Source organism: Pseudomonas lalkuanensis (genome assembly GCF_008807375.1).
GTDB classification, from domain to species: Bacteria; Pseudomonadota; Gammaproteobacteria; order Pseudomonadales; family Pseudomonadaceae; genus Metapseudomonas; species Metapseudomonas lalkuanensis.
In genome coordinates, this window is the sequence record NZ_CP043311.1 from 2,135,274 (window position 1) to 2,160,145 (window position 24,872).

A 24,872-nucleotide genomic window follows, 5' to 3' on the forward strand; every position below is an offset into this window, starting at 1 on the left:
TGGCGGTATGTCTTACTTGCGGCCTTCCAGCGCGACGAAATCGCGCTTCTCGTAACCGGTGTACAGCTGGCGCGGACGACCGATCTTGTACGGACCGGAGAGCATTTCCTTCCAGTGCGAGATCCAGCCCACGGTGCGCGCCAGCGCGAAGATCACGGTGAACATGCTGGTCGGAATGCCGATGGCCTTGAGGATGATGCCCGAGTAGAAGTCCACGTTCGGGTAGAGGTTGCGCTCCTTGAAGTAAGGATCGTTGCGCGCGATCTCTTCCAGTTTCATGGCCAGCTCGAGCTGCGGGTCGTTGATACCCAGCTCGGCCAGAACCTCGTCGCAGGTCTGCTTCATGACCTTGGCGCGCGGGTCGAAGTTCTTGTAGACGCGGTGGCCGAAGCCCATCAGCTTGAACGGATCGTTCTTGTCCTTGGCCTTGGCCACGAACTTCTCGATGTTCGATACGTCGCCGATCTCGTCCAGCATGGTCAGCACCGCTTCGTTGGCGCCGCCGTGTGCCGGGCCCCAGAGGGCCGCGATGCCGGCAGCGATACAGGCGAAGGGGTTGGCGCCGGAGGAGCCGGCCAGACGAACGGTGGAAGTAGAAGCGTTCTGCTCGTGGTCCGCATGCAGGATGAAGATGCGGTCCATGGCCTTGGCCAGCACCGGGCTGATCGGTTTGATCTCGGCCGGGGTGTTGAACATCATGTGCAGGAAGTTTTCCGCGTAATTCAGGTCGTTACGCGGGTACATCATGGGCTGGCCCATGGAGTACTTGTAGGCCATTGCCGCGATGGTCGGCATCTTGGCGACCAGGCGCATCGCCGAAACTTCGCGGTGCTGCGGGTTATTGATGTCCAGGGAGTCGTGGTAGAAGGCGGAGAGGGCACCCACCACGCCGCACATGATCGCCATCGGGTGGGCGTCGCGGCGGAAGCCGTTGAAGAAGCTCTTCAACTGCTCGTGAACCATGGTGTGGTTCTTGATGGTGCCAACGAACTTGGCCTTCTCTTCAGCGTTCGGCAGTTCGCCGTTCAGCAGCAGGTAGCAGGTTTCCAGGTAGTCGGACTTCTCTGCCAGCTGCTCGATCGGATAGCCACGGTGCAGCAATACGCCCTTGTCGCCGTCGATGTAGGTGATCTTCGACTCGCAAGAGGCGGTCGACATAAAGCCAGGATCAAAGGTGAAGCAGCCCGTGGAGGTCAGGCCCCGCACATCGACTACATCGGGTCCCATGGTTCCGGACAGAACGGGCAGCTCTACGGGGGCTGCGCCCTCGATGATCAACTGCGCTTTTTTGTCAGCCATAGCGGCCTCCTAGTTATGCTTGAAATCATCAGACAGCCCCCCACGCAGGGCCCGGGACACTATAGAGCTATAAATTCGAATGTCAATTTGAAGAAACCCATGTGGCAGTGGGGTTTGCGTGGGTTTTTCGGCGAAAAAAGAGGGGCTATTTACGCCTTTTATATAGGCAGCGCAATCCGCTTTTGGGGGCAGGAGTTCGCATTGTCATTAGTCAGCTAACTGTCTATACTCAGCGCCCGATCGCCAGGGGCCCTGGGCCCATATTCTGGAGGTCGGCACTCCCTTTGGTGAGGGGTACCTGATCAGTGCACTTCCCGACAACTTGCCCTGTTTGTTAGGGGCCTCAGTGTGAAAAAAAAGCCGTGAATAGCCAACGACCTGTAAACCTAGATCTCAGGACCATCAAACTCCCCATCACTGCTTACACGTCCATCCTGCATCGTATCTCCGGCGTCATCCTCTTCTTCGGTATTGCCGTGCTGCTGTTCGCGCTCGACAAGTCGCTGAGCTCCGAGGAAGGCTTCGAGCAGGTAAAAGCGTGCCTGACCAGTCCGCTGGCCAAGCTGGTGATTTGGGGCCTCCTGTCCGCGCTGCTTTACCACCTGGTCGCCGGTGTGCGCCACCTGGTAATGGATGCGGGCGTCGGCGAAACGCTCGAGGGCGGTGCGCTGGGCTCGAAAATCGTCATCGTAGTTTCTGCGGTGCTGATCGTGCTGCTGGGGGTGTGGGTATGGTAACCAACGTCACGAACTTCTCGCGTTCGGGCCTATATGACTGGATGGCTCAGCGTGTTTCTGCGGTCGTTCTCGCGGCTTATTTCCTCTTCCTGCTGGGCTACCTGCTGTTCAATCCGGGTCTGACCTATGCCGACTGGCACGGTCTGTTCTCCCACACCGCAATGCGCATCTTCAGCCTGCTGGCCCTGGTCGCCCTGAGCGTTCACGCCTGGGTTGGCATGTGGACCATCTCCACCGACTACCTGACGCCCATGGCGCTGGGCAAGGCGGCGACTGTCGTGCGTTTCCTGTTCCAGGCGGTATGCGGCATGGCAATGTTCGCGTTCTTCGTCTGGGGCGTGCAGATTCTCTGGGGTGTGTGATCCATGGCTAGCATTCGTACTCTTTCCTTCGACGCCATCATCGTAGGTGGTGGCGGCGCCGGCATGCGCGCTGCGCTGCAACTGGCCCAGGGTGGCCACAAGACCGCTGTGGTGACCAAGGTCTTCCCGACCCGCTCCCACACCGTATCCGCCCAGGGCGGCATCACCTGTGCCATCGCTTCGGCCGACCCGAACGACGATTGGCGCTGGCACATGTACGACACCGTCAAGGGCTCCGACTACATCGGTGACCAGGACGCCATCGAATACATGTGCTCCGTAGGTCCGGAAGCCGTGTTCGAACTGGAACACATGGGCCTGCCGTTCTCCCGTACCGAACAGGGGCGTATCTACCAGCGTCCGTTCGGTGGTCAGTCCAAGGACTTCGGCAAGGGTGGTCAGGCTGCCCGTACCTGCGCCGCTGCCGACCGTACCGGTCACGCACTGCTGCACACCCTGTACCAGGCCAACCTGAAGAACGGCACCTCGTTCCTCAACGAGTGGTACGCCGTTGACCTGGTGAAGAACCAGGACGGCGCCGTGGTCGGCATCATCGCCATCTGCATCGAGACCGGCGAAACCGTATACATCCGTTCCAAAGCCGTGGTTCTGGCCACCGGCGGTGCTGGTCGTATCTACGCCTCCACCACCAACGCCCTGATCAACACCGGTGACGGCGTGGGCATGGCCCTGCGTGCTGGTGTGCCGGTGCAGGACATCGAAATGTGGCAGTTCCACCCGACCGGTATCGCCGGCGCTGGTGTACTGGTCACCGAAGGCTGCCGTGGTGAAGGTGGTTACCTGATCAACGCCCATGGCGAGCGCTTCATGGAGCGTTACGCTCCGAACGCCAAGGACCTGGCCGGCCGCGACGTGGTCGCCCGTTCCATGGTCAAGGAAGTGATCGCCGGCAACGGTGTGGGCCCGAACAAGGACCACGTACTGCTGAAGCTCGACCACCTCGGCGAGGAAGTCCTGCACAGCCGCCTGCCTGGCATCTGCGAACTGTCCAAAACTTTCGCGCACGTCGACCCGGTCGTCGCTCCGATCCCGGTTATCCCGACCTGCCACTACATGATGGGCGGCGTTGCCACCAACATTCATGGTCAGGCCATCACCCAGGACGCCAACGGTAACGACACCATTGTCGAAGGCCTGTTCGCCGTGGGCGAAGTGGCTTGCGTATCGGTTCATGGCGCCAACCGCCTGGGCGGCAACTCGCTGCTCGACCTGGTGGTATTCGGCCGTGCCGCCGGTCTGCACCTGGAGAAGGCGCTCAAGGAAGGTATCGAGGCGCGCGGCGCCAGCGAGACCGACATCGAGCAGTCCCTCAAGCGTCTGTCCGGTGTCAACGAGCGCACCAGCGGCGAAGAAGTCGCTCCGTTGAAGCGCGAGCTGCAACAGTGCATGCAGAACTACTTCGGCGTATTCCGTACTGGCGAATACATGCAGAAGGGTATCGCTCAGCTGGCCGAGCTGCGTGAGCGCATCGCCAACGTGAAGATCAACGACAAGTCCCAGGCTTTCAACACCGCGCGTATCGAAGCGCTGGAGCTGCAGAACCTGCTGGAAGTCGCTGAAGCCACCGCCATCGCCGCCGAAGTGCGCAAAGAGTCCCGTGGTGCTCACGCCCGTGAAGACTTCGAAGACCGCGACGACGAGAACTGGCTGTGCCACACCCTGTACTTCCCGGGTGAGAAGCGCGTTGCCAAGCGCGCTGTCAACTTCGCGCCGAAGACTGTTCCGGCGTTCGAACCCAAAGTACGTACTTATTAAGGGTGGCCGAGATGTCCAAGACTCTTACTGTCAGCGTCTATCGCTACAACCCGGAGAGCGACAGCGCTCCGACCATGCAGGACTTCCAGATCGACACCGACGGCAAGGACGTGATGGTCCTCGACGTACTGGCGCTGATCAAGGAACAGGACGAAGGTTTCTCTTACCGTCGCTCCTGCCGTGAAGGCGTCTGCGGTTCCGACGGCATGAACATCAACGGCAAGAATGGCCTGGCGTGCATCACTCCGCTGTCGGCCGCTGGCCTGAAGGGCGGCAAGCTGGTGATTCGTCCGCTGCCGGGTCTGCCGGTCATCCGTGACCTGGTCGTCGATATGAGCATCTTCTACAAGCAGTACGAGAAGGTGAAACCCTTCCTGCAGAACGATACTCCGGCTCCGGCCATCGAGCGTCTGCAGTCCCCGGAAGATCGCGAGAAGCTGGACGGTCTGTACGAGTGCATCCTGTGCGCTTGCTGCTCGACTTCCTGCCCGTCCTTCTGGTGGAACCCGGACAAGTTCCTCGGTCCCGCTGCGCTGCTGCAGGCCTATCGTTTCCTGGCCGATAGCCGTGACAACAAGACCGAAGAGCGACTGGCTGCGCTGGACGATCCGTTCAGCGTGTTCCGTTGCCGCGGCATCATGAACTGCGTGAACGTTTGCCCGAAGGGTCTGAACCCCACCAAGGCAATCGGCCACGTACGTAACATGCTGCTGCAAAGCGGTACCTGATTCGATTGCTGTACGCGTAACACCTGCGGTACCGGCCTGGTCGGTACCGCAGTAAAACCAGGAACGCAGCTCACAAAGCCGTGTCCCTTATTTGAAAAATATATAGATGACCAGCAGGGGCAACCGGGCTGGTGCCCGGACTATCTGCGGGATCCTTGGTGGCTTTACCGAAGTCGCTGTGCCAGGACTTCTTAGCCCTAGTGGTGTCCATGCCGATGGTGTCCCCTTATCGAGGGTGACAAAGCATGCAAGAAAGCGAAATGCAGCGCATGTGGAACAGTGCCCACCTATCCGGTGGTAACGCTGCATATGTGGAAGAGCTCTATGAGCTTTACCTGCACGATCCCAACGCTGTGCCCGAAGAGTGGCGCACTTACTTCCAGAAGCTGCCGACCGACGGCAATCTTGCCACCGACGTTTCGCACTCCACCATCCGGGATCATTTCGTCCTGCTCGCCAAGAATCAGCGCCGCGCCCAACCGGTGTCCGCTGGTGCAGTGAGCTCTGAGCACGAGAAGAAGCAGGTTGAAGTCCTGCGTCTGATCCAGGCATTCCGCATGCGCGGCCACCAGGCTTCCAAGCTCGACCCGCTTGGTCTGTGGCAGCGTCCGGCTCCGGCTGACCTGTCGATCCGCCATTACGGGCTGACTGACGCCGACCTCGATACCACCTTCCGCACTGGTGAGCTCTACATCGGCAAAGAAGAGGCTACTCTGCGCGAGATTCAGCAGACCCTCAACGAGACGTATTGCCGCACCATCGGTGCCGAGTTCACCCACATCGTCGATTCCGAGCAGCGCAAGTGGTTCCAGCAGCGCCTGGAAAGCGTGCGCGGCCGTCCCGCGTTCTCGCCGGAAGTCCAGAGCCACCTGCTGGAGCGCCTGACCGCTGCCGAGGGCCTGGAAAAGTACCTGGGCACCAAGTACCCGGGCACCAAGCGTTTCGGCCTTGAAGGCGGCGAGAGCCTGATTCCGCTGCTGGACGAGATCATCCAGCGCTCCGGCTCCTATGGCCTGAAGGAAATCGTCATTGGCATGGCCCACCGCGGCCGCCTGAACGTCCTGGTCAACACCTTCGGCAAGAACCCGCGCGACCTGTTCGACGAGTTCGAAGGCAAGAAGACCGAAGGCCTGTCGTCCGGTGACGTGAAGTACCACCAGGGCTTCTCCTCCAACGTCATGACCCCCGGTGGCGAAGTTCACCTGGCCCTGGCGTTCAACCCGTCCCACCTGGAAATCGTTTCCCCGGTGGTCGAAGGTTCCGTGCGTGCCCGCCAGGACCGTCGCCAGGACAAGACCGGCGACAAGGTACTGCCGATCTCCATCCACGGTGACGCAGCCTTCGCCGGTCAGGGCGTGGTGATGGAAACCTTCCAGATGTCGCAGACCCGTGGCTACAAGACGGGCGGCACCATTCACATCGTGATCAACAACCAGGTGGGTTTCACCACCAGCCGTCCGGAAGACTCGCGTTCCACCGAGTACTGCACCGACGTCGCCAAGATGATCCAGGCGCCGATCCTGCACGTGAACGGCGACGATCCGGAAGCCGTGCTGTTCGTCACCCAACTGGCTGTCGACTACCGCATGCAGTTCAAGCGTGACGTGGTCATCGACCTGGTCTGCTACCGCCGTCGTGGTCACAACGAAGCTGACGAGCCGAACGGCACCCAGCCGCTGATGTACCAGCAGATCGCCAAGCAGCGCACCACCCGTGAGCTGTACGCCGATGCCCTGAGCGCCGCCAGCGTGCTCGACGTTGCCGGCATCCAGGCCAAGGTGGACGAGTACCGTACCGCCCTGGACAACGGCCAGCACGTGGTCAAGAGCCTGGTGAAGGAGCCCAACAAGGAGCTCTTCGTCGACTGGCGCCCCTACCTGGGTCACGCCTGGACCGCTCGTCACGATACTCGCTTCGATCTGAAGACCCTGCAGGAGCTCTCCACCAAGCTGCTGGAAATCCCGGAAGGCTTCGTGGTCCAGCGTCAGGTCGCCAAGATCCTCGAAGACCGTCAGAAGATGGGCGCCGGGGCGATGCCGATCAACTGGGGCTTCGCCGAGACCATGGCCTACGCCACCCTGCTGTTCGAAGGCCACCCGGTGCGTATCACCGGCCAGGACGTGGGTCGCGGCACCTTCTCGCACCGTCATGCGGCGCTGCACAGCCAGAAGGACGCCAGCACCTACCTGCCGCTGCAGCATCTGTTCGCCGACCAGCCGAAGTTCGATCTGTACGACTCCTACCTCTCGGAAGAGGCCGTGCTGGCGTTCGAATACGGCTACTCCACCACCACGCCTAACGCGCTGGTGATCTGGGAAGCCCAGTTCGGTGACTTCGCCAACGGCGCCCAGGTAGTGGTCGACCAGTTCATCACCAGCGGCGAGCACAAGTGGGGCCGTCTGTGCGGCCTGACCATGCTGCTGCCCCACGGCTACGAAGGCCAGGGTCCGGAGCACTCCTCCGCGCGCCTGGAGCGTTACCTGCAGCTGTGCGCCGAGCACAACATTCAGGTCTGCGTGCCGACCACTCCGGCCCAGGTCTACCACATGCTCCGTCGCCAGGTGATCCGTCCGCTGCGCAAGCCGCTGGTGGCCCTGACTCCGAAGTCCCTGCTGCGTCACAAACTGGCTATCTCGACCCTGGAAGATCTGGCCGAAGGCTCCTTCCAGACCGTCATCGACGAGATCGACGCGATCGATCCGAAGAAGGTGGATCGCCTTATCCTGTGCAGTGGCAAGGTGTACTACGACCTGCTGGAGAAACGCCGTGCCGAAGGCCGCGAAGATATCGCCATCGTGCGTATCGAGCAGCTGTATCCGTTCCCCGAGGACGAACTGGCTGAGATTCTGGCTCCGTACAAGAACCTCAAGCACATCGTCTGGTGCCAGGAAGAGCCGATGAACCAGGGCGCCTGGTACTGCAGCCAGCACCACATGCGTCGTGTCGCGACAGCCCACAAGAAGGGCCTGTTCCTCGAGTACGCCGGTCGTGAAGGTTCTGCAGCCCCGGCTTGCGGCTACGCCTCCATGCACGCTGAGCAGCAGGAAAAACTGCTGCAAGATGCCTTTACTGTTTAACGCCTTCGCGCTGAAGAAACCGAATTAGATAGGAACCCTGAACAATGGCTATCGAGATCAAAGCCCCCACTTTCCCGGAATCGGTTGCCGACGGCACCGTGGCTACCTGGCACAAGAAGCCGGGCGATGCGGTCAAGCGCGACGAGCTGATCGTCGACATCGAAACTGACAAAGTGGTCATGGAAGTCCTGGCGGAAGCCGACGGCGTCCTGGCTGAAGTCGTCAAGAACGAAGGCGACACCGTTCTCAGCGGCGAACTGCTGGGCAAGCTTAACGCTGGCGCCGCGGCTGCTGCTCCTGCCGCTGCTGCCCCGGCTGCCGCTCCGGCCCAGGCCGCTGCTCCGGCCGCCGCGGGGGCCGACGACGCCATCCTCTCTCCGGCTGCCCGCAAGCTGGCCGAAGAGAATGGCATCGACCCGAACAGCATTGCCGGCACCGGCAAGGGCGGTCGCGTGACCAAGGAAGACGTGGTTGCCGCCGTTGAAGCCAAGAAGAACGCCCCGGCCGCCGCACCGGCCGCTGCCAAGCCGGCTGCCCCGGCTGGCGAGGCTCCGATCTTCGCTGCCGGCGATCGCATCGAGAAGCGCGTACCGATGACCCGCCTGCGTGCCAAGGTCGCCGAGCGTCTGGTCGAAGCCCAGTCCACCATGGCCATGCTGACTACCTACAACGAAGTCAACATGAAGCCGGTCATGGACCTGCGCGCCAAGTACAAGGACCTGTTCGAGAAGAAGCACAACGGCGTTCGCCTGGGCTTCATGTCCTTCTTCGTGAAGGCCGCCACCGAAGCCCTGAAGCGCTTCCCGGGTGTTAACGCTTCCATCGACGGCAGCGACATCGTCTACCACGGCTACCAGGACATCGGCGTTGCCGTGTCCAGCGACCGCGGTCTGGTGGTTCCGGTACTGCGTAACGCCGAGTTCATGAGCCTGGCCGAAATCGAAGGCGGCATCGCCAACTTCGGCAAGAAGGCCAAAGAAGGCAAGCTGACCATCGAAGAGATGACTGGTGGTACCTTCACCATCTCCAACGGTGGTGTGTTCGGCTCGCTGCTCTCCAGCCCGATCGTCAACCCGCCGCAGACCGCCATCCTCGGTATGCACAAGATCCAGGAGCGCCCGATGGCCGTTAATGGCCAGGTCGTGATCCTGCCGATGATGTACCTGGCGCTGTCCTACGACCACCGCCTGATCGATGGCAAGGAGGCCGTAAGCTTCCTGGTGACCATCAAGGACCTGCTGGAAGACCCGGCTCGTCTGCTGCTCGACGTCTGATCGGCAGTCTCTCTTAACGGCGGCCCCCCTTGCAGGGGCCGTCCGGTTTCATACGAGAAGGAATGAGTTATGACCCAGAAATTCGACGTGGTAGTGATTGGTGCGGGCCCTGGCGGCTATGTTGCCGCCATCAAGGCTGCTCAGCTCGGCCTGAAGACCGCCTGCATCGAGAAGTACCAGGACAAGGAAGGCAAGACCGCTCTGGGCGGCACCTGCCTGAACGTCGGCTGCATTCCGTCGAAGGCGCTGCTGGACAGCTCCTACAAGTACCATGAGGCCCACGAGGCCTTCAAAGTCCACGGTATCGAAGCCAAGGGCGTCTCCATCGACGTTCCCACCATGGTTGGTCGCAAGAACACCATCGTGAAGAACCTGACCGGTGGCGTTGCCACCCTGTTCAAGGCCAACGGCGTCACCCTGCTGGAAGGCCATGGCAAGCTGCTGGCCAATAAGCAGGTCGAAGTGACCGGTTCCGACGGCAAGGTACAGATCGTCGAAGCCGTGAACGTGATCCTCGCTTCCGGTTCCAAGCCGGTAGACATTCCGCCGGCTCCCGTTGACCAGGACGTGATCGTCGATTCCACCGGCGCCCTGGATTTCCAGGCCGTGCCGAAGAAGCTGGGCGTGATCGGTGCCGGTGTGATCGGCCTGGAGCTGGGCTCCGTCTGGGCCCGCCTGGGTGCCGAAGTGACCGTGCTGGAAGCCCTGGACAAGTTCCTCCCGGCCGCCGACGAGCAGGTTTCCAAGGAAGCCATGAAGGTCCTGACCAAGCAGGGTCTGAAGATTCGCCTGGGCGCCCGCGTGACCGGCTCCGAGGTGAAGAAGAAGCAGGTTACCGTCAGCTTCACCGACGCCAATGGCGAGCAGAAGGAAACCTTCGACAAGCTGATCGTGGCCGTGGGCCGTCGCCCGGTGACCACCGATCTGCTGGCTGCCGACAGCGGCGTGACCCTGGACGAGCGTGGCTTCATCTTCGTCGACGACCATTGCGCTACCAGCGTTCCGGGCGTGTACGCCATCGGTGACGTGGTACGTGGCGCGATGCTGGCCCACAAGGCCTCGGAAGAGGGCATCATGGTCGCCGAGCGCATCGCCGGCCACAAAGCCCAGATGAACTATGACCTCATTCCGTCGGTCATCTATACCCACCCGGAAATCGCGTGGGTCGGCAAGACCGAGCAGACCCTGAAGGCCGAAGGCGTCGAGATCAACGTCGGTACCTTCCCGTTCGCCGCCAGCGGCCGTGCCATGGCTGCCAACGACACCGCCGGTTTCGTCAAGGTCATCGCCGATGCCAAGACCGACCGCGTACTGGGTGTCCACGTGATCGGCCCGAGCGCCGCAGAACTGGTCCAGCAAGGTGCCATCGGTATGGAATTCGGCACCAGCGCCGAAGACCTGGGCATGATGGTCTTCTCGCACCCGACCCTGTCCGAAGCGCTGCATGAAGCGGCCCTCGCTGTGAATGGTCACGCCATCCACATCGCCAACCGCAAGAAGCGCTGAGCAACACCCCCTGCACAGATCGCGCGTGGCCTGTGCAGGGTCCGGAACCACGGCGGGTAGCCCGTCGTGAGTCCTGGCCAGACGGCAGGGGCTCACCGCGGAACGCCCGCCGGACTGCCTTCATAAGCAGTCACAGGTGGCGCGGCACCACGAATGCAGCGCCGAATGCGCAATACCTAAACGAAGACGGTAGACAAGCATGAATCTCCACGAGTATCAGGGTAAGCAGCTGTTCGCTGAATACGGCCTGCCCGTATCCAAGGGCTTTGCCGTAGACACCCCGGAAGAAGCCGCAGAAGCCTGCGAAAAAATCGGTGGTAGCGAATGGGTTGTGAAAGCCCAGGTCCACGCTGGCGGCCGCGGTAAAGCGGGCGGCGTGAAGCTGGTCAAGAGCAAGGAAGACGCCAAGGCCTTCGCCGCCAACTGGCTGGGCAAGCGCCTGGTGACTTACCAGACTGACGCCAATGGCCAGCCGGTCAGCAAAATCCTGGTTGAATCCTGCACCGACATCGCCAAGGAACTGTACCTGGGCGCCGTGGTAGATCGTTCCAGCCGCCGCATCGTGTTCATGGCTTCCACCGAAGGTGGCGTGGACATCGAGAAAGTTGCTCACGAAACTCCCGAGAAAATCCTCAAGGCCACCATCGACCCGCTGGTCGGCGCCCAGCCCTACCAGGGCCGTGAGCTGGCATTCCAGCTGGGCCTGGAAGGTGACCAGATCAAGCAGTTCACCCACATCTTCGTGAACCTGGCCAAGCTGTTCCAGGACTACGATCTGGCCCTGCTGGAAGTGAACCCGCTGGTAATCAAGGCTGACGGCAACCTGCACTGCCTGGACGCCAAGATCAACATCGACAGCAACGCCATGTACCGCCAGCCCAAGCTGCGCGCCATGCACGACCCGTCCCAGGACGACGCTCGTGAAGCCCATGCGCAGAAGTGGGAACTGAACTACGTGGCCCTGGAAGGCAACATTGGCTGCATGGTCAACGGTGCCGGCCTGGCCATGGGTACCATGGATATCGTCAACCTCCACGGCGGCAAGCCGGCCAACTTCCTCGACGTTGGCGGCGGTGCGACCAAGGAGCGCGTGACCGAAGCGTTCAAGATCATCCTGTCCGACAGCAACGTCGCTGCCGTACTGGTGAACATCTTCGGCGGCATCGTTCGTTGCGACATGATTGCCGAAGGCATCATCGGCGCGGTGAAGGAAGTTGGCGTGAAGATCCCGGTGGTCGTCCGTCTGGAAGGCAACAACGCTGACCTCGGCGCCAAGGTACTGGCCGAGAGCGGTCTGAACATCATCGCGGCGACCAGCCTGACCGACGCTGCACAGCAAGTCGTCAAGGCCGCGGAGGGCAAGTAATGAGCGTCCTGATCAACAAAGACACCAAAGTCATCTGCCAGGGCTTCACCGGTAGCCAGGGTACTTTCCACTCCGAACAAGCCATCGCCTACGGCACCAAGATGGTCGGCGGCGTGACCCCCGGCAAGGGCGGCACCACCCACCTGGGCCTGCCGGTGTTCAACACCGTCAAGGAAGCCGTTGAAGCCACCGGCGCCGAAGCTTCGGTGATCTACGTTCCGGCCCCCTTCTGCAAGGACTCCATCCTGGAAGCGGCCAACGGCGGCATCAAGCTGATCGTCTGCATCACCGAGGGTATCCCCACCCTCGACATGCTGGACGCCAAGGTCAAGTGCGACGAGCTGGGCGTACGCCTGATCGGCCCGAACTGCCCGGGCGTGATCACTCCCGGCGAGTGCAAGATCGGCATCATGCCGGGTCACATCCACCTGCCGGGCAAGGTAGGCATCGTGTCGCGTTCCGGCACCCTGACCTATGAAGCCGTGAAGCAGACCACCGACGCCGGTTTCGGCCAGTCCACCTGCGTGGGCATCGGTGGTGACCCGATCCCGGGCTCCAACTTCATCGATATCCTGAAGCTGTTCCAGGAAGACCCGCAGACCGAAGCCATCGTCATGATCGGCGAGATCGGCGGTTCCGCTGAAGAAGAAGCTGCTGCCTTCATCAAGGCCAACGTGACCAAGCCGGTGGTGTCCTACATCGCTGGTGTGACCGCACCGCCCGGCAAGCGCATGGGCCACGCTGGCGCCATCATCTCCGGTGGCAAAGGCACCGCGGACGAGAAGTTCGCTGCCCTGCAGGACGCTGGTGTGAAAACCGTGCGTTCGCTGGCCGACATCGGCAAGGCCCTGGCCGAGCTGACCGGCTGGGAAGTCAAGAACGCCTAAGGCGACTTGATTCCCCCAACAAAGGCCACCCTTCGGGGTGGCCTTTGTCGTTCGAGGTGCAACCCTCTTGCGTGAAAGTGCAACCGCTTGTCGGCCAAGCGACAGAAACGGTTGCTACTCCGACAACCTGACCCACGTCAGGCGCTTCCCTCGGTAAAATCCCTAGGCTAGCAACCATGCCGCTCACCATGCCCCACAAGGGCGAAGGTCGGGCACCAGCGATCAATCCCAAACGGATGGATGACGTTTCCCCCGACCCGATCGGGAAACCCCTTCGGTAAACCCTGTTTCAGCGATGTGGTAATTCCCCAATGAAATCCTTGAAAGGCCAGGATGTCCTGGCACTCGGCTTCATGACGTTCGCGTTGTTCGTCGGAGCCGGCAATATCATTTTCCCGCCCATTGTCGGCCTGCAGTCCGGTCCCCACGTCTGGATGGCAGCCCTGGGCTTCCTGATCACCGCCGTCGGCCTGCCGGTGGTAACGGTCATCGCCCTGGCCAAGGTCGGGGGCGCCATGGACTCCCTAAGCAGCCCCATCGGCAGGACGGCGGGCGTGCTCCTGGCCTCGATCTGCTACCTGTCGGTCGGCCCGCTGTTCGCCACCCCGCGTACCGCGACCGTCTCGTTCGAAGTCGGCCTGGCGCCGCTGACCGGCGATACCCCGCTGGCCCTGTTCGCCTACAGCCTCTTGTACTTCATCGTGGTACTGGCGGTGTCCCTGTATCCCGGCCGCCTGCTGGATACCGTCGGCCGAGTGCTGGCGCCGATGAAGATCGTGGCGCTGGCCATCCTCGGCATCGCGGCATTCATGCTGCCCATGGGCGAAATCGGTGACGCCACCCCGGCCTACCAGGCCGCGCCTTTCTCCCAGGGCTTCATCAACGGCTACCTGACCATGGACACCCTCGGTGCCCTGGTTTTCGGCATCGTCATCGTGAACGCGATCCGTTCCCGTGGCGTCGAGTCGCCGCGCCTGATCACCCGATATGCCATCATCGCCGGCCTGATCGCCGGTGTCGGTCTGGCGCTGGTGTACATCAGCCTGTTCCGCCTGGGTGCCAACAGCCACGACATCGCTGGTGCCGCCACCAACGGCGCCGCGGTCCTGCATGCATACGTGCAGCACACCTTCGGTAACCTCGGCAGCACCTTCCTCGCGTTGCTGATCTCCCTGGCCTGCCTGGTGACCGCCGTCGGCCTGACCTGTGCCTGCGCCGAGTATTTCAGCCGTCTGCTGCCGCTGTCCTACCGCAGCCTGGTGATCATCCTCGCCGCGTTCAGCCTCGTGGTATCCAATCTCGGCCTGACCAAGCTGATTCAGGTTTCGGTGCCGGTACTCACCGCCATCTACCCGCCGTGCATCGTGCTGGTGGCCCTGAGCTTCTGCGTGGGGCTGTGGCACTCCCCGGGCCGCGTCGTGGCGCCGGTGATGCTGGTGTCGCTGCTGTTCGGCCTGATCGACGCCCTCAAGGGTGCCGAACTCGCGGGCTGGATGCCGCAATGGCTGTCTCACCTGCCGCTGTCTGAACAGGGGCTCGCCTGGCTGCTGCCGTCCGTCGCCGCCCTGGCCGCGGCCAGCATCTACGACCGCCTGCTGGGCAAGCCCGTGGAAGTCGCTGTCTGATTGACGGCAAGTGCGAAAAAGGCCGCCTCCGGGCGGCCTTTTTATTGCGATCAGGTGCCGTCAGACCCTGCAGGGGCTTGCTAATGGGTCGCTATAATCGGCCGTGTTCTTAAAAGGAATTCGCATGTCCACCATTCTGCGCAACTGGCCCCACCTGCTGGCCATCCTCTGGTTCCTCACCTGCTGGGTGGGCTATACCCGCTACGCCATCTGGAAGGGCAGGGACACCGCCTGCCTGGCGTCTGTCCTGCATCTCTATCGCGAGGACTGGATGCGTCGTCTGCTGCTGCGCGACAACCGCATTGCCGACGCCAGCGTGATCGGCAACCTGGAGCGCAATGCTTCCTTCTTCGCGTCCAGCACCCTGATCATCCTGGCCGGCATCCTCACCGTGCTCGGATCCACCGACCGAGCGGTGTCGGTGCTGGCGGACCTGCCATTCGTTCAACCTGCCAGCCGCGGCATTTCCGAACTCAAGCTGCTGGGGCTGGCGGTCGTCTTCGTCTACGCCTTCTTCACCTTCAGCTGGTGCATGCGCCAGTACAACTTCGCCGCGATTCTGGTGGGGTCCGCGCCGATGATCGGCGAGAAGCACGTCAGCGAACAGGAAAGGAAAGCCTTTGCCGAGCGCACCGCACGGGTCATCTCGCTTGCGGCCAACCAGTTCAACTTCGGCCTGCGCAGCTACTACTTCGGCTTGGCCATGCTGGCCTGGTTCATCAACCCCTGGTTCTTCATGCTCGTCACCGCCGGGGTGGTGTTGGTGCTCTACCGCCGCGAGTTCCACTCGGATGTACTGGATGTGATGGTCTACACCCCGACCCAGGCGCTGGAAGCGCCCAAGGAGAAAGTCGAATGAGTATTCCGTTCTGGTGCCTGTTCTTCACCGCTCTGCTCATCTACCTGGCCAAGGTGCCGGTGGCCAAGGCCATGCACGAAGAGGGCAGGGGGTATGACAACCGCAATCCACGTGCGCAGCAGGCGCGGCTGACCGGCTTCGGCGCACGGGCGGTGGCGGCACACCAGAACACCCTGGAAATATTCCCGTTGTTCGCGGCCGGCGTGCTGGTGGCCCATGTCACCCAGAGTCAGGGCTGGTTCGTCGACCTGCTGGCAATAGTCTTCATCGTGTCGCGGGTGCTGTACCTGTTCCTCTACTGGAACGACAAGGCCAGCCTGCGCAGCCTGGTCTGGGGCGTCGGCCTGGTTTGTTCTCTCCTGCTGATGCTCAGCCCCGTGCTCTGATCCCCCGTAAACGACAAGGCCCGCACATTGCGGGCCTTGTCGTTGGTGCTGCCGGAAGCTTACTGGCTCTGCTCCTCGGACGGTGCGGTGTCCGGAGCGGCCGGAGCGGCCGGTGCGCTCGGAGCCGGGGCGGTTTCCGGAGCCGGGGTCGGGGCGGGCGCCGGAGCGCTCGGCTGGGATTCGGTCGCCGGTGCAGCCGGTGCCTGAGCCTCTTCCTTCTTGTCGCAGGCGGCGAGACCAAGGCTGGCGGCCAGCAGCAGGGCGAGAGACAGGGTTTTCTTCATTTGAGCCTCCATGTGTGGCTTTCCTCGTAGATAGCCGTTGGAGTTTCTTAGCTGATTCTAAGTTCAACGTCTTTTAAAAAAATCTGGTTCCAGCACTTGTCGATAACGACCGCCCGTCCGCAGGGTATTATTCGGCTCTTTAGCCAACTTCCGCCAAGGTTGCAGTCATGACGGACAACTCCCTTATCGAACGGGCGCAGCGCTTTCTCGCGGCGCTGCGCCATTGCCAGGTGCTCGGCCTCAGCGTGCACGATGCGACCCCTCAGGGCCTGACCCTGCGCCTGCCCTACAGCACCCAGATCATCGGCAATCCGGAAACCGGCGTGATCCACGGCGGCGCCATCACCACCCTGATGGACACTACCTGCGGCATCTCCACCGTCTGCGTGCTGCCGGAATTCGAGATTTGCCCGACCCTGGATCTGCGCATCGACTACATGCATCCGGCCGAACCCCACAAGGACGTCTTCGGTTTCGCTGAGTGCTACCGGGTGACGCCCAACGTCATCTTCACCCGCGGCTATGCCTACCAGGACGATCCGGCCCAGCCCATCGCCCACGTGGTCGGCGCATTCATGCGTATGGGCAAGCCGGGTCAGTTGAAGCAGGGAGGTGCGGCATGAGCCTTGACCTCAACGCCCTGGTGCGTGAAGCCCATGAGAAGAATGACTACGACTCGCTGGTGTGCCTGATTCCCTACGCCAAGCTGATCGGCATGGAATGCCTGCGTCTCGGGGACGACATGGTGTTCCGCCTGCCGGCGAACAAGGACAACATCGGCAATCCGACCCTGCCGGCCATCCATGGCGGCGTGATCGCCGGTTTCATGGAGCATGCGGCCATGCTTCACCTGCTGATGTTCATGGGTACGCCACATATGCCCAAAATCATCGACTTCTCGATAGATTACCTTCGCGCCGGGCACTATCGTGACACCTACGTCCAGTGCCAGGTCTGGCGACAAGGCCGCCGCGTCGCCAACGTTGCCATCACCGCCTGGCAGACCACCCAGACCGAACCCATCGCCACCGCGCGCGCCCACTTCAAGGTCGACGAACCCTGAGGCGCGCCAGGCGCGTCCGGTCGTTCACAAGGAAAGCCCGATGGTTGCGTTACTGATTCTTGGCGGCCTGTTGCTGATCGTCACCGGTCTCGTCTGGCTGGTCATGCTGGCGTTCGGCACCAGCCTGCTCTGGGGCTTCGGCAGCCTGTTGCCGCCGGTCACCCTGGCCTACGTGCTCTACCACTGGCGTAACGCACGCAAGGCCGTGGCACTGGGCGCCATGGGCTTCATCCCGCTGGTGGTGGGGCTGACCATGCTCGCCGCCCAGGATCCGGAGCGCCTCCAGGCGATTCTCAGCCTGCGCTGGCTGGGCGAGGAGGATCGGGTCAGGTCCGAGCTGGATATCCGCCTGAACGGCGAACTCAACGGCCAGCGCTTTTCACCGCTGGAGGCCGAACTGGTGGATGGCATTCTCAGCCTGCGTGAAGGGCAGGACTTCTACGCCCGTCGTGAGCTGACCATCCGCCTCGGCAACCAGCCCCAGGGCGCCCTGCGCCTGGACATACTGCCCCAGGACGTCGGCCCGAAACCGGAAGTCGAGATCAACTGGCTGCTGCCGGAGCAGGAACTGCCGGAAGCACGGCGCATTCCCCGTGGCTACACCCTGCACCTGGACCTCCGGCCGGTGGCGCCGAACCGCCTCGCAGGAGATTTCCACCTGGTACTGCCGCCGAAGTTCGCCACGACGCTCACCGGCCACCTTGAGGTCTTCACCGACCGCTTGCGCTACCGCGAAGGCCGGGTGGACCCGACCTACGATTCTCGCGACACCCTGGCCTACGTGATACGCGACTATCTGCAACGACGATTCACCACCCGCAATGTCGAGCTGATGCCGTTGCCGGCTGTCAGCCTGCCGGCGCGCGAGCTGGACCTTGAAGTGGAGGCCCGGGTCGATGGCCAGGCCCAGCGCCTGGCGCTTCAACTTGCCAAGAGCGAGACCAAGGGCTGGCGTGTGGGCCGCGACAGTTTCCCGCCCCTGGCCGAACCCAATTCGGCACCCCAGGCACCCAGTGCGGCACAAGACTCGGCACCCGCTGCGGACGCCGCCCGCCCGGTGGATCGTCGCCTGCGGTTCTCGCTGCAGCGCCTGCTGAGCAATCCCAGCCAGTACCAGGCGCTCAGCATGCGTGTGTACACGGTGCGTGGCAGCACCGCCGAAGGCCGCTTCACCGGCCTGGACCACGAAGGCCGCATCCTCATCCGCCGCAACCTGGGCGGAGCGGGTGCCGCCAGCTTCAGCTTCGACCTGGACGAGGTTTCCCACGTCGAGCTGCTCGAGCCCTGAACTGTATGGGGCGCTGAAGCCCCCATCACAGCGATGACACCCGCGTTTTGCTAAACACTTGAAATCCTTGTCGAAGGCCCCATCTGGATGACATCCGCCGCCGCACATGCGGCTCAAGCCATCCAAGTGGAGTTAGACGACCATGAGTGTGGAAACTCAAAAAGAGACCCTGGGCTTCCAGACCGAGGTGAAGCAATTGCTTCACCTGATGATCCATTCCCTGTATTCCAACAAGGAAATCTTCCTTCGCGAGCTGATTTCCAACGCTTCCGACGCTGCCGACAAACTGCGCTTCGAGGCGCTGGCCAAGCCCGAGCTGCTGGAAGGCGGCGCCGATCTCAAGATCCGGGTCAGCTTCGACAAGGATGCCCGCACCGTCACCATCGAAGACAACGGCATCGGCATGAGCCGTGACGAGGTGATCGCGCACCTGGGCACCATCGCCAAGTCCGGCACCGCCGACTTCCTGAAGAACCTGTCCGGCGACCAGAAGAAGGATTCCCATCTGATCGGCCAGTTCGGCGTGGGTTTCTATTCCGCCTTCATCGTTGCCGACAAGGTCGACGTCTTCACCCGCCGCGCCGGCCTGCCTGCCGCCGAGGGCGTGCACTGGGCATCGAAGGGTGAGGGTGAGTTCGACGTCGCTACCATCGAAAAGGCCGAGCGCGGTAGCCGCATCGTCCTGCACCTGAAGGCCGATGAAGCGGAATTCGCCGACGGCTGGCGCCTGCGCAACGTCATCAAGAAATACTCCGACCACATTGCCCTGCCCATCGAGCTGCCGAAGGAGCTGCACGGTGAAGAGGCGCCTGCCGAGGTGGAATGGGAAACCGTCAACCGCGCCAGTGCCCTCTGGACACGTCCGCGCACCGAGGTGAAGGACGAGGAATACCAGGAGTTCTACAAGCACGTCGCCCACGACTTCGAGAACCCGCTGACCTGGAGCCACAACAAGGTCGAAGGCAAGCTGGAGTACAACTCGCTGCTCTACGTTCCGGCCCGCGCCCCGTTCGACCTGTACCACCGTGAGGCCCCGCGTGGCCTGAAGCTGTACGTGCAGCGCGTGTTCATCATGGATCAGGCTGACCAGTTCCTGCCGCTCTACCTGCGCTTCATCAAGGGCGTGGTGGACTCCAATGACCTGTCGCTGAACGTCTCCCGCGAAATCCTGCAGAAGGACCCGGTGATCGACTCCATGAAGTCGGCCCTGACCAAGCGCGTGCTGGACATGCTGGAGAAGCTGGCGAAGAACGAACCCGAGCAGTACAAGGGCTTCTGGAAGAACTTCGGCCAGGTGCTCAAGGAAGGCCCGGCCGAGGACTTCGCCAACAAGGAAAAGATCGCCGGCCTGCTGCGCTTCGCCGCCACCAGCGACGAGTCGGGCGAGCAGAGCGTGTCCCTGGCCGACTACACCGGCCGCATGCGGGAAGGCCAGGACAAGATCTACTACCTCACCGGCGAGAGCTACTCGCAGGTCAAGAACAGCCCGCACCTGGAAGTCTTCCGCAAGAAGGGCATCGAAGTTCTGCTGCTCACCGACCGCATCGACGAGTGGCTGATGAGCTACCTGTCCGACTTCGACGGCAAAGGCTTTGTCGATGTCGCCCGTGGAGACCTCGACCTCGGCAAGCTGGACTCGGAAGAGGACAAGAAGGCCCAGGAAGAAGTCGCCAAGGCCAAGGAAGGGCTGATCGAGCGACTGAAGCAGGTACTGGATGAGCAGGTCAGCGAAGTGCGCGTTTCCCACCGCCTGACCGATTCCCCGGCGATCCTCGCCATTGGCGAACAGGACCTCGGCCTGCAGATGCGCCAGATCCTCGAAGCCAGCGGCCAGAAGGTTCCGGACTCCAAGCCGATCTTCGAGATCAACCCGGCCCACCCGCTGATCGAGAAACTGGACGGCGAGCAGGACGAAGACCGCTTCGGCGAACTGTCCCACATCCTCTTCGACCAGGCAGCCCTGGCCGCCGGCGACAGCCTGAAGGACCCGGCCGCCTACGTGCGCCGTCTGAACAAGCTGTTGGTGGAGCTCTCTGCCTGATAGACGACAGGAGTGGAAAAGGCCCGCGATTGCGGGCCTTTTTATTTGGCGCGGGATTCCGGGTCGTTCGAGGGCTTGAGATCCTTCGTGAAACAGGTTGGGAAGTTCACTCCGCCAGAGGGTCTAAGCTCAGTCATCCCTCCGTGACAGGAGATCGTCCATGAACAGATTGCTGCTGCCCTCGCTGCTGCTCGCATTCGCCGGCCCGACCTGGGCGGCCATGGTCACCCAGGCGGTGCCTTATGAAATCGACGGCAAGCCGTTCGAGGGCACCCTGGTCTATGACGACGCGGTGAAAACCCCGCGTCCAGGCCTGCTGATGGTGCCCAACTGGATGGGGGTGACGACGGCTGCTGCCGATCAGGCAAAGGGCATTGCCGGCCAGCGCTACGTGATTTTCATCGCCGACATGTATGGCAAGGGCGTCCGCCCGACCAAGCCGGAGGAAGCCAGGGCCGCCGCCACTGCGGTGCGGAGTGACCGGCCGCTGATGCGCAAGCGCGCCCAGGCTGGCGTCGAGACGCTCAAGGCCCAGGGGGCGAAGGTGCCGCTGGACCTGGCCAGCCTTGGTGCCATCGGTTTCTGCTTCGGCGGTGGCAGCGTGCTGGAGCTGGCACGCTCCGGGGCGCAGCTGAAGGGCTTCGTATCCTTCCACGGCAACCTGGACACGCCCAACCCGGCCGATGCCCGTAACATCCGCGCGCCGGTCCTGGTACTGCATGGTGCCGATGACCCGGCAGTGCCCAAGACCCAGGTGGACGCCTTCATCGCCGAAATGACCGCCGCCAAGGCCGATTGGCAGCTGGTCAGCTACGGAGGCGCGGTGCACTCCTTCACCGAGCCCGGCGCCAACGTGCCGGGACGTAATGAATACAATCCCAAGGTCGCCGCGCGGGCCTACCAGGCAATGAACGATCTGTTCGACGAGGTCTTCACCGGAGCGAGGTAATCCATGACGCAGATCGAGGCCCGGACTCTCCGCTACTCAGTCGATGGTGTGGCTTTCGAAGGCCGCCTGCTGTTCGATGTCGCCGACCCGGCACCGCGTTCGGGGCTGCTGATGGCCCCCAACTGGTTCGGGGTCAGCAGTGCGGCCGAGGAGCTCGCCGGGCAGGTCGCCAGTCGCGGTTATCGCGTGTTGCTGGTGGACGTCTATGGCGCGACGGTGCGACCGGTAAACCCGGCGGAGGCGGGGGCCGCCATGCTGCTGCTGAAGCAGGACCGCGAGCTGTTGCGCAGGCGCCTGCTGGCGGCCCTGGAAGCCTTGCGCGGCCAGCAGACGGCACCCATGGATGCGGCTCGGCTGGCGGTGTTTGGCTTTTGTTTCGGCGGCACCTGCGCGCTGGAGCTGGCGCGGGCCGGAGCACCGCTGAAGGCCGCGGTGTCCTTCCATGGCGCGTTGGATACGCCCGATCCGGCCGATGCGCGCAATGTCCGCGGTGCAGTGCTGGTGCTGGATGGCGCCCTGGACCCGCTGGTGCCGCGTGACCAGCTTGCGGCCTTCGCCGGGGAAATGAACGAAGCGGGCGTGGACTGGCAGTTGATCAGCTACGGCGGAGCGGTGCACTCCTTTACCGACCCTGCGGCCGACAATCCTGGCACGGCGAAATACAACGCCAAGGTCTCAAAACGGGCCTTTGCCGCGATGTATGCCTTGCTGGACGAGGTTTTCGCCTGAGCTTCACGCCATTTGTAGGAGCGAATTCATTCGCGAACTTGCCCCGGACTCGGTGCCATACCCTTTCGCGACCAAATCGCTCCCACAAAAAAGCGCTCAATCCCCTCCAACCTGTGGCGGCACTACGTCCCGTCTGGCGAATCAATTCGCCGCTATGCCATCAACGCGGCAATTCGATCCGGCTGGTTTCCCCCGGCACCACAGGCCAGTCGCCGGCCGCCCAGCGGCTGCGTGCCTGGTCGATCAGTTCCGGGCTGCTGGCCACGAAGTTCCAGTTCATCCGCCGTGGCCCGTCCAGCGGGGCGCCGCCGATCATCACCAGCTGGCAGCCGCTGCAGGCAGAAAGCACGAACTCGACGCCTTCCGGCAGGACCACCATGCTGCGCGGTTCCAGCGGCTGGTCGTCCAGCAGGGCTTCACCTTCCAGCAGGTAGAGCGCCCGTTGTGAATGCTCACAGGGAATGGTCAGGGTGGCGCCGGCTTCCAGTTGCAGGTCGGCATAGAGGGTAGGGGAGAGCACCGGTACCGGGGATTCCAGGCAGAACCCATTGCCGGCGATCAGTCGGATGCGCACGCCGAGGGCGTCCTGGGTCGGCAGGCTGGCTGCCGGGTGATGGCTGTAGCTGGGCTCGCAATCTTCCAGTTCCTTCGGCAGGGCGAGCCAGACCTGCAGGCCATGGGCGCGGGAGCCGCTGGCCATGAGGTTGGCCGGGGTGCGTTCGACGTGGGCGACGCCGTGGCCGGCGGTCATCCAGCTGACGTCTCCCGGCTTCACCAACTGGTCCGAACCCAGGCTGTCCTTGTGCTGCAGCTCGCCCTCGAACAGGTAGGTGAGGGTGGAAAGACCGATATGCGGATGCTGGCGCACGTCCATGCCCTCGCCGGGCGCGTAGTCCGCCTCCAGCATGTGGTCGAAGAACACGAAGGGCCCGACGCTGCGGCACTGGGCCGAGGGCAGCGGGCGGAGGATCGGTTGCCCGGCAACCTCTTCGGCGCGCGGGCGGATGGTGAGAATGTTCATGCTCGGACTTCCTGCGCGGGTCACTGGCTGAAGTTGCCTTCGGCAAGGCGCGTTTCGATGCTTACCTCCACCTGGGTCATCAGCTTGTGCACCGGGCACTTGTCGGCGATGCGCAGCAGGGTGGCGCGTTGTTCGTCGCTGAGGGGGCCGCGCAGGGTCAGCTTAACGTCCAGGCGGTAGTGTCCCTTGCGTTCCTCGCTGTCGTCGCGGTTCACCTCGACGTCCACGCCGGTCAGCGGAATACCGTTCTTCTGCGCGTAGTAGGTGACGGTCAGGGCCTTGCAGCTGCCCAGGGCGGCATCGAAGTAGTCATGGGGCTCCGGGTCCGCACCGGCACCGCCCAGGTCCGTCGGCAGGTCTGTGAACAGCGGTGCCTTGCCCTCCAGTTCGATGCGCTGGCGAGTGCCGGTAGCGGAATCACGGGTGAGACGGATAGTCATCGAGGGCCTCCTGGCCTGTGAGCGATTGAGTCTCGCTAGGCTAGCGCAAAGGCCAGCAGCCGGGCAGCGGCTTGTGGTGTTGAACACGGCCATCGCGACGCCGGTCCAACGTCACTCACCCATCCCGGAGGAAGAGCCTTGTTTCCATTCAGGACCAGTCTCGCCGCGCTCCTGCTGGCGCTGGCGATTCCCGGCGAGGCGCGCGATTACCGCTACAGCGACGCCCATTTGCACTACGTGGATTTCTTCCAGGAAAGCGACGGCATGCAGGCCCTGTTGCAGGCGATGGACAAGGGCGGCATCGACCACGTGATGATTTCCGGCATTCCGGTGGCCAAGAAGTGGCACGAGGACGAACCCAAGCGGCCTCGCTACTACGCCGGAGACGACGCGGGCGCCTACTGGTACAGCGCCACGGATGTGCTGGTGGCCGCTGCGGTGAAGCAACTGCCGGATCAACAGCGCAAGCGCTTCCATCCCTTTCTCAGCGGTTTCAATCCCAACGACAAGAACTCCGATGCCCACATCCGCCGCATGCTGGAGCTGGATCCGGGGCTCTGGCAGGGGATCGGCGAAGTCTTCACCCGCCACGACGACCTCACCGCCCTGATCGATGGCGACACGCCGCGGGCCAACAACGAGGCCATGAGCCGCATCTATCACCTGGCCGCCGAATACGACCTGCCGGTGCTGCTGCACTCCAACATCACCTCCAAACGCGAGCGCAATCCGCTGTTCCTGCAGGAAATTGAAGAGCCGCTGCGCAACCATCCCCATGTGCGCTTCATCTGGGCCCACGCCGGGTCCAGCATGGAAATCCACCGCCACCAGACGAAGCTGGATTTCCTCCTGCCCACCCTGGAACGCCTGCTGGCGGATTACCCCAACCTCTACATCGACCTCTCCTGGAGCGTGCTGGAACCCTACCTGCTGGACGCCGATGGCAAGCCGGACCGCCGCTGGCTGGCGCTGGTGGAACGTCACCCGGAGCGCTTCATGCTGGGCTCGGATGTAGTGGGGCGTTTCGACGGGCTGGGGGATTACCTGTCGACCTACCGCCCCTTCCTCGATGCCTTGCCGGAGCCGGTGGCGCACAAGGTGGCGCGGGACAATTTCCTCGCCGTACTGCCCCGGAAACCGGGAAATGCCGCAGCGCAGTGAGCCTGTCACGAGGT

At 62.8% G+C, this 24,872-nt stretch carries 23 protein-coding genes; 19 read left to right on the top strand and 4 right to left on the bottom strand.

Features of this window, described 5'->3' with window-relative positions:
- Positions 1-12: 12 nt before the first annotated feature.
- Positions 13-1,299, bottom strand: coding sequence for a citrate synthase (gltA, locus tag FXN65_RS10050; RefSeq protein ID WP_151133052.1), 1,287 nt, complete (start codon positions 1,297-1,299; stop codon positions 13-15).
- Between the two features lie 362 nt (positions 1,300-1,661).
- Here gltA and sdhC point away from each other — a divergent pair, with 362 nt between their 5' ends.
- From sdhC to FXN65_RS10110, 12 genes are all read left to right on the top strand, one after another.
- Positions 1,662-2,036: a succinate dehydrogenase, cytochrome b556 subunit gene (sdhC, locus tag FXN65_RS10055; protein WP_151133053.1), complete on the top strand. Its 375-nt coding sequence runs from the start codon at positions 1,662-1,664 to the stop codon at positions 2,034-2,036.
- Positions 2,030-2,398, top strand: coding sequence for a succinate dehydrogenase, hydrophobic membrane anchor protein (sdhD, locus tag FXN65_RS10060; protein ID WP_044875205.1), 369 nt, complete (start codon positions 2,030-2,032; stop codon positions 2,396-2,398). Before sdhC ends, sdhD begins: the two co-directional genes overlap by 7 nt.
- Before the next feature lie 3 nt (positions 2,399-2,401).
- On the top strand, positions 2,402-4,174 hold the full coding sequence (gene sdhA, locus FXN65_RS10065) for a succinate dehydrogenase flavoprotein subunit (RefSeq protein WP_151133054.1): 1,773 nt from the start codon (positions 2,402-2,404) through the stop codon (positions 4,172-4,174).
- An 11-nt stretch (positions 4,175-4,185) separates the two neighbouring features.
- Positions 4,186-4,902: a succinate dehydrogenase iron-sulfur subunit gene (locus FXN65_RS10070; RefSeq protein ID WP_151133055.1), complete on the top strand. Its 717-nt coding sequence runs from the start codon at positions 4,186-4,188 to the stop codon at positions 4,900-4,902.
- Positions 4,903-5,147: 245 nt separating this feature from the next.
- Positions 5,148-7,979 carry a 2-oxoglutarate dehydrogenase E1 component gene (locus FXN65_RS10075; RefSeq protein WP_151133056.1) on the top strand — a complete coding sequence of 944 codons (2,832 nt, stop codon included), beginning with the start codon at positions 5,148-5,150 and terminating at the stop codon, positions 7,977-7,979.
- Between the two features lie 44 nt (positions 7,980-8,023).
- Positions 8,024-9,253, top strand: coding sequence for a 2-oxoglutarate dehydrogenase complex dihydrolipoyllysine-residue succinyltransferase (gene odhB, locus FXN65_RS10080; RefSeq protein ID WP_151133057.1), 1,230 nt, complete (start codon positions 8,024-8,026; stop codon positions 9,251-9,253).
- A gap of 69 nt (positions 9,254-9,322) precedes the next feature.
- Positions 9,323-10,759: a dihydrolipoyl dehydrogenase gene (lpdA, locus tag FXN65_RS10085; protein WP_151133058.1), complete on the top strand. Its 1,437-nt coding sequence runs from the start codon at positions 9,323-9,325 to the stop codon at positions 10,757-10,759.
- A gap of 199 nt (positions 10,760-10,958) precedes the next feature.
- Positions 10,959-12,125, top strand: coding sequence for an ADP-forming succinate--CoA ligase subunit beta (sucC, locus tag FXN65_RS10090; RefSeq protein WP_151133059.1), 1,167 nt, complete (start codon positions 10,959-10,961; stop codon positions 12,123-12,125).
- Complete coding sequence (gene sucD, locus FXN65_RS10095; RefSeq protein WP_028629428.1) at positions 12,125-13,012, top strand: succinate--CoA ligase subunit alpha; 888 nt, start codon at positions 12,125-12,127, stop codon at positions 13,010-13,012. Before sucC ends, sucD begins: the two co-directional genes overlap by 1 nt.
- Before the next feature lie 311 nt (positions 13,013-13,323).
- Positions 13,324-14,637 carry a branched-chain amino acid transport system II carrier protein gene (gene brnQ / locus FXN65_RS10100; RefSeq protein ID WP_151133060.1) on the top strand — a complete coding sequence of 438 codons (1,314 nt, stop codon included), beginning with the start codon at positions 13,324-13,326 and terminating at the stop codon, positions 14,635-14,637.
- A 124-nt stretch (positions 14,638-14,761) separates the two neighbouring features.
- Positions 14,762-15,496: a DUF599 domain-containing protein gene (locus tag FXN65_RS10105; protein WP_151133061.1), complete on the top strand. Its 735-nt coding sequence runs from the start codon at positions 14,762-14,764 to the stop codon at positions 15,494-15,496.
- Positions 15,493-15,882 (top strand): MAPEG family protein, encoded by a 390-nt coding sequence (locus FXN65_RS10110; protein ID WP_151133062.1) that lies wholly within the window; start codon positions 15,493-15,495, stop codon positions 15,880-15,882. The genes FXN65_RS10105 and FXN65_RS10110 overlap by 4 nt, the downstream gene beginning before the upstream one ends.
- A 59-nt stretch (positions 15,883-15,941) precedes the next feature.
- Here the strand turns inward: FXN65_RS10110 and FXN65_RS10115 are convergent, their stop codons facing one another.
- The gene (locus FXN65_RS10115; RefSeq protein WP_151133063.1) at positions 15,942-16,166 is read right to left on the bottom strand and encodes a hypothetical protein; all 225 of its coding nucleotides are present in this window, start codon (positions 16,164-16,166) and stop codon (positions 15,942-15,944) included.
- A gap of 167 nt (positions 16,167-16,333) precedes the next feature.
- Here FXN65_RS10115 and FXN65_RS10120 point away from each other — a divergent pair, with 167 nt between their 5' ends.
- The 6 genes from FXN65_RS10120 (at position 16,334) to FXN65_RS10145 (ending at position 22,236) form a co-directional block, all read left to right on the top strand.
- On the top strand, positions 16,334-16,789 hold the full coding sequence (locus tag FXN65_RS10120; protein ID WP_151133064.1) for a PaaI family thioesterase: 456 nt from the start codon (positions 16,334-16,336) through the stop codon (positions 16,787-16,789).
- Positions 16,786-17,229 carry a PaaI family thioesterase gene (locus tag FXN65_RS10125; RefSeq protein ID WP_151133065.1) on the top strand — a complete coding sequence of 148 codons (444 nt, stop codon included), beginning with the start codon at positions 16,786-16,788 and terminating at the stop codon, positions 17,227-17,229. Before FXN65_RS10120 ends, FXN65_RS10125 begins: the two co-directional genes overlap by 4 nt.
- A 40-nt stretch (positions 17,230-17,269) precedes the next feature.
- Positions 17,270-18,517: an MFS transporter gene (locus FXN65_RS10130; RefSeq protein ID WP_151133066.1), complete on the top strand. Its 1,248-nt coding sequence runs from the start codon at positions 17,270-17,272 to the stop codon at positions 18,515-18,517.
- Positions 18,518-18,659: 142 nt separating this feature from the next.
- Positions 18,660-20,558, top strand: a complete 1,899-nt coding sequence (gene htpG, locus FXN65_RS10135) for a molecular chaperone HtpG (RefSeq protein WP_151133067.1) — start codon at positions 18,660-18,662, stop codon at positions 20,556-20,558.
- Between the two features lie 160 nt (positions 20,559-20,718).
- Positions 20,719-21,507: a dienelactone hydrolase family protein gene (locus tag FXN65_RS10140; protein ID WP_151133068.1), complete on the top strand. Its 789-nt coding sequence runs from the start codon at positions 20,719-20,721 to the stop codon at positions 21,505-21,507.
- A 3-nt stretch (positions 21,508-21,510) separates the two neighbouring features.
- Positions 21,511-22,236: a dienelactone hydrolase family protein gene (locus tag FXN65_RS10145; RefSeq protein WP_151133069.1), complete on the top strand. Its 726-nt coding sequence runs from the start codon at positions 21,511-21,513 to the stop codon at positions 22,234-22,236.
- Positions 22,237-22,396: 160 nt separating this feature from the next.
- Here the strand turns inward: FXN65_RS10145 and FXN65_RS10150 are convergent, their stop codons facing one another.
- Together FXN65_RS10150 and FXN65_RS10155 are read right to left on the bottom strand one after the other, a co-directional pair.
- Positions 22,397-23,257, bottom strand: a complete 861-nt coding sequence (locus FXN65_RS10150; RefSeq protein WP_151133070.1) for a pirin family protein — start codon at positions 23,255-23,257, stop codon at positions 22,397-22,399.
- Positions 23,258-23,277: 20 nt separating this feature from the next.
- The gene (locus FXN65_RS10155) at positions 23,278-23,697 is read right to left on the bottom strand and encodes an OsmC family protein (protein WP_151133071.1); all 420 of its coding nucleotides are present in this window, start codon (positions 23,695-23,697) and stop codon (positions 23,278-23,280) included.
- 138 nt (positions 23,698-23,835) lie between these two features.
- Here FXN65_RS10155 and FXN65_RS10160 point away from each other — a divergent pair, with 138 nt between their 5' ends.
- A complete protein-coding gene (locus FXN65_RS10160) occupies positions 23,836-24,858 on the top strand; it encodes an amidohydrolase family protein (protein WP_151133072.1) in 1,023 nt (340 codons plus the stop codon).
- Positions 24,859-24,872: the final 14 nt, after the last annotated feature.

Bases quoted from the DNA above. Each gene is read 5' to 3' on its own strand.
- FXN65_RS10075 (WP_151133056.1), top strand. From the start codon at position 5,148: ATGCAAGAAAGCGAAATGCAGCGCATGTGGAACAGTGCCCACCTATCC.
- brnQ (WP_151133060.1), top strand. From the start codon at position 13,324: ATGAAATCCTTGAAAGGCCAGGATGTCCTGGCACTCGGCTTCATGACG.
- gltA (WP_151133052.1), bottom strand. From the start codon at position 1,299: ATGGCTGACAAAAAAGCGCAGTTGATCATCGAGGGCGCAGCCCCCGTA.
- sucD (WP_028629428.1), top strand. From the start codon at position 12,125: ATGAGCGTCCTGATCAACAAAGACACCAAAGTCATCTGCCAGGGCTTC.
- htpG (WP_151133067.1), top strand. From the start codon at position 18,660: ATGAGTGTGGAAACTCAAAAAGAGACCCTGGGCTTCCAGACCGAGGTG.
- FXN65_RS10115 (WP_151133063.1), bottom strand. From the start codon at position 16,166: ATGAAGAAAACCCTGTCTCTCGCCCTGCTGCTGGCCGCCAGCCTTGGT.
- sucC (WP_151133059.1), top strand. From the start codon at position 10,959: ATGAATCTCCACGAGTATCAGGGTAAGCAGCTGTTCGCTGAATACGGC.
- FXN65_RS10155 (WP_151133071.1), bottom strand. From the start codon at position 23,697: ATGACTATCCGTCTCACCCGTGATTCCGCTACCGGCACTCGCCAGCGC.
- FXN65_RS10120 (WP_151133064.1), top strand. From the start codon at position 16,334: ATGACGGACAACTCCCTTATCGAACGGGCGCAGCGCTTTCTCGCGGCG.
- FXN65_RS10140 (WP_151133068.1), top strand. From the start codon at position 20,719: ATGAACAGATTGCTGCTGCCCTCGCTGCTGCTCGCATTCGCCGGCCCG.
- FXN65_RS10125 (WP_151133065.1), top strand. From the start codon at position 16,786: ATGAGCCTTGACCTCAACGCCCTGGTGCGTGAAGCCCATGAGAAGAAT.
- odhB (WP_151133057.1), top strand. From the start codon at position 8,024: ATGGCTATCGAGATCAAAGCCCCCACTTTCCCGGAATCGGTTGCCGAC.
- lpdA (WP_151133058.1), top strand. From the start codon at position 9,323: ATGACCCAGAAATTCGACGTGGTAGTGATTGGTGCGGGCCCTGGCGGC.
- FXN65_RS10145 (WP_151133069.1), top strand. From the start codon at position 21,511: ATGACGCAGATCGAGGCCCGGACTCTCCGCTACTCAGTCGATGGTGTG.
- FXN65_RS10150 (WP_151133070.1), bottom strand. From the start codon at position 23,257: ATGAACATTCTCACCATCCGCCCGCGCGCCGAAGAGGTTGCCGGGCAA.
- FXN65_RS10070 (WP_151133055.1), top strand. From the start codon at position 4,186: ATGTCCAAGACTCTTACTGTCAGCGTCTATCGCTACAACCCGGAGAGC.
- FXN65_RS10110 (WP_151133062.1), top strand. From the start codon at position 15,493: ATGAGTATTCCGTTCTGGTGCCTGTTCTTCACCGCTCTGCTCATCTAC.
- sdhD (WP_044875205.1), top strand. From the start codon at position 2,030: ATGGTAACCAACGTCACGAACTTCTCGCGTTCGGGCCTATATGACTGG.
- FXN65_RS10105 (WP_151133061.1), top strand. From the start codon at position 14,762: ATGTCCACCATTCTGCGCAACTGGCCCCACCTGCTGGCCATCCTCTGG.
- FXN65_RS10130 (WP_151133066.1), top strand. From the start codon at position 17,270: ATGGTTGCGTTACTGATTCTTGGCGGCCTGTTGCTGATCGTCACCGGT.
- sdhA (WP_151133054.1), top strand. From the start codon at position 2,402: ATGGCTAGCATTCGTACTCTTTCCTTCGACGCCATCATCGTAGGTGGT.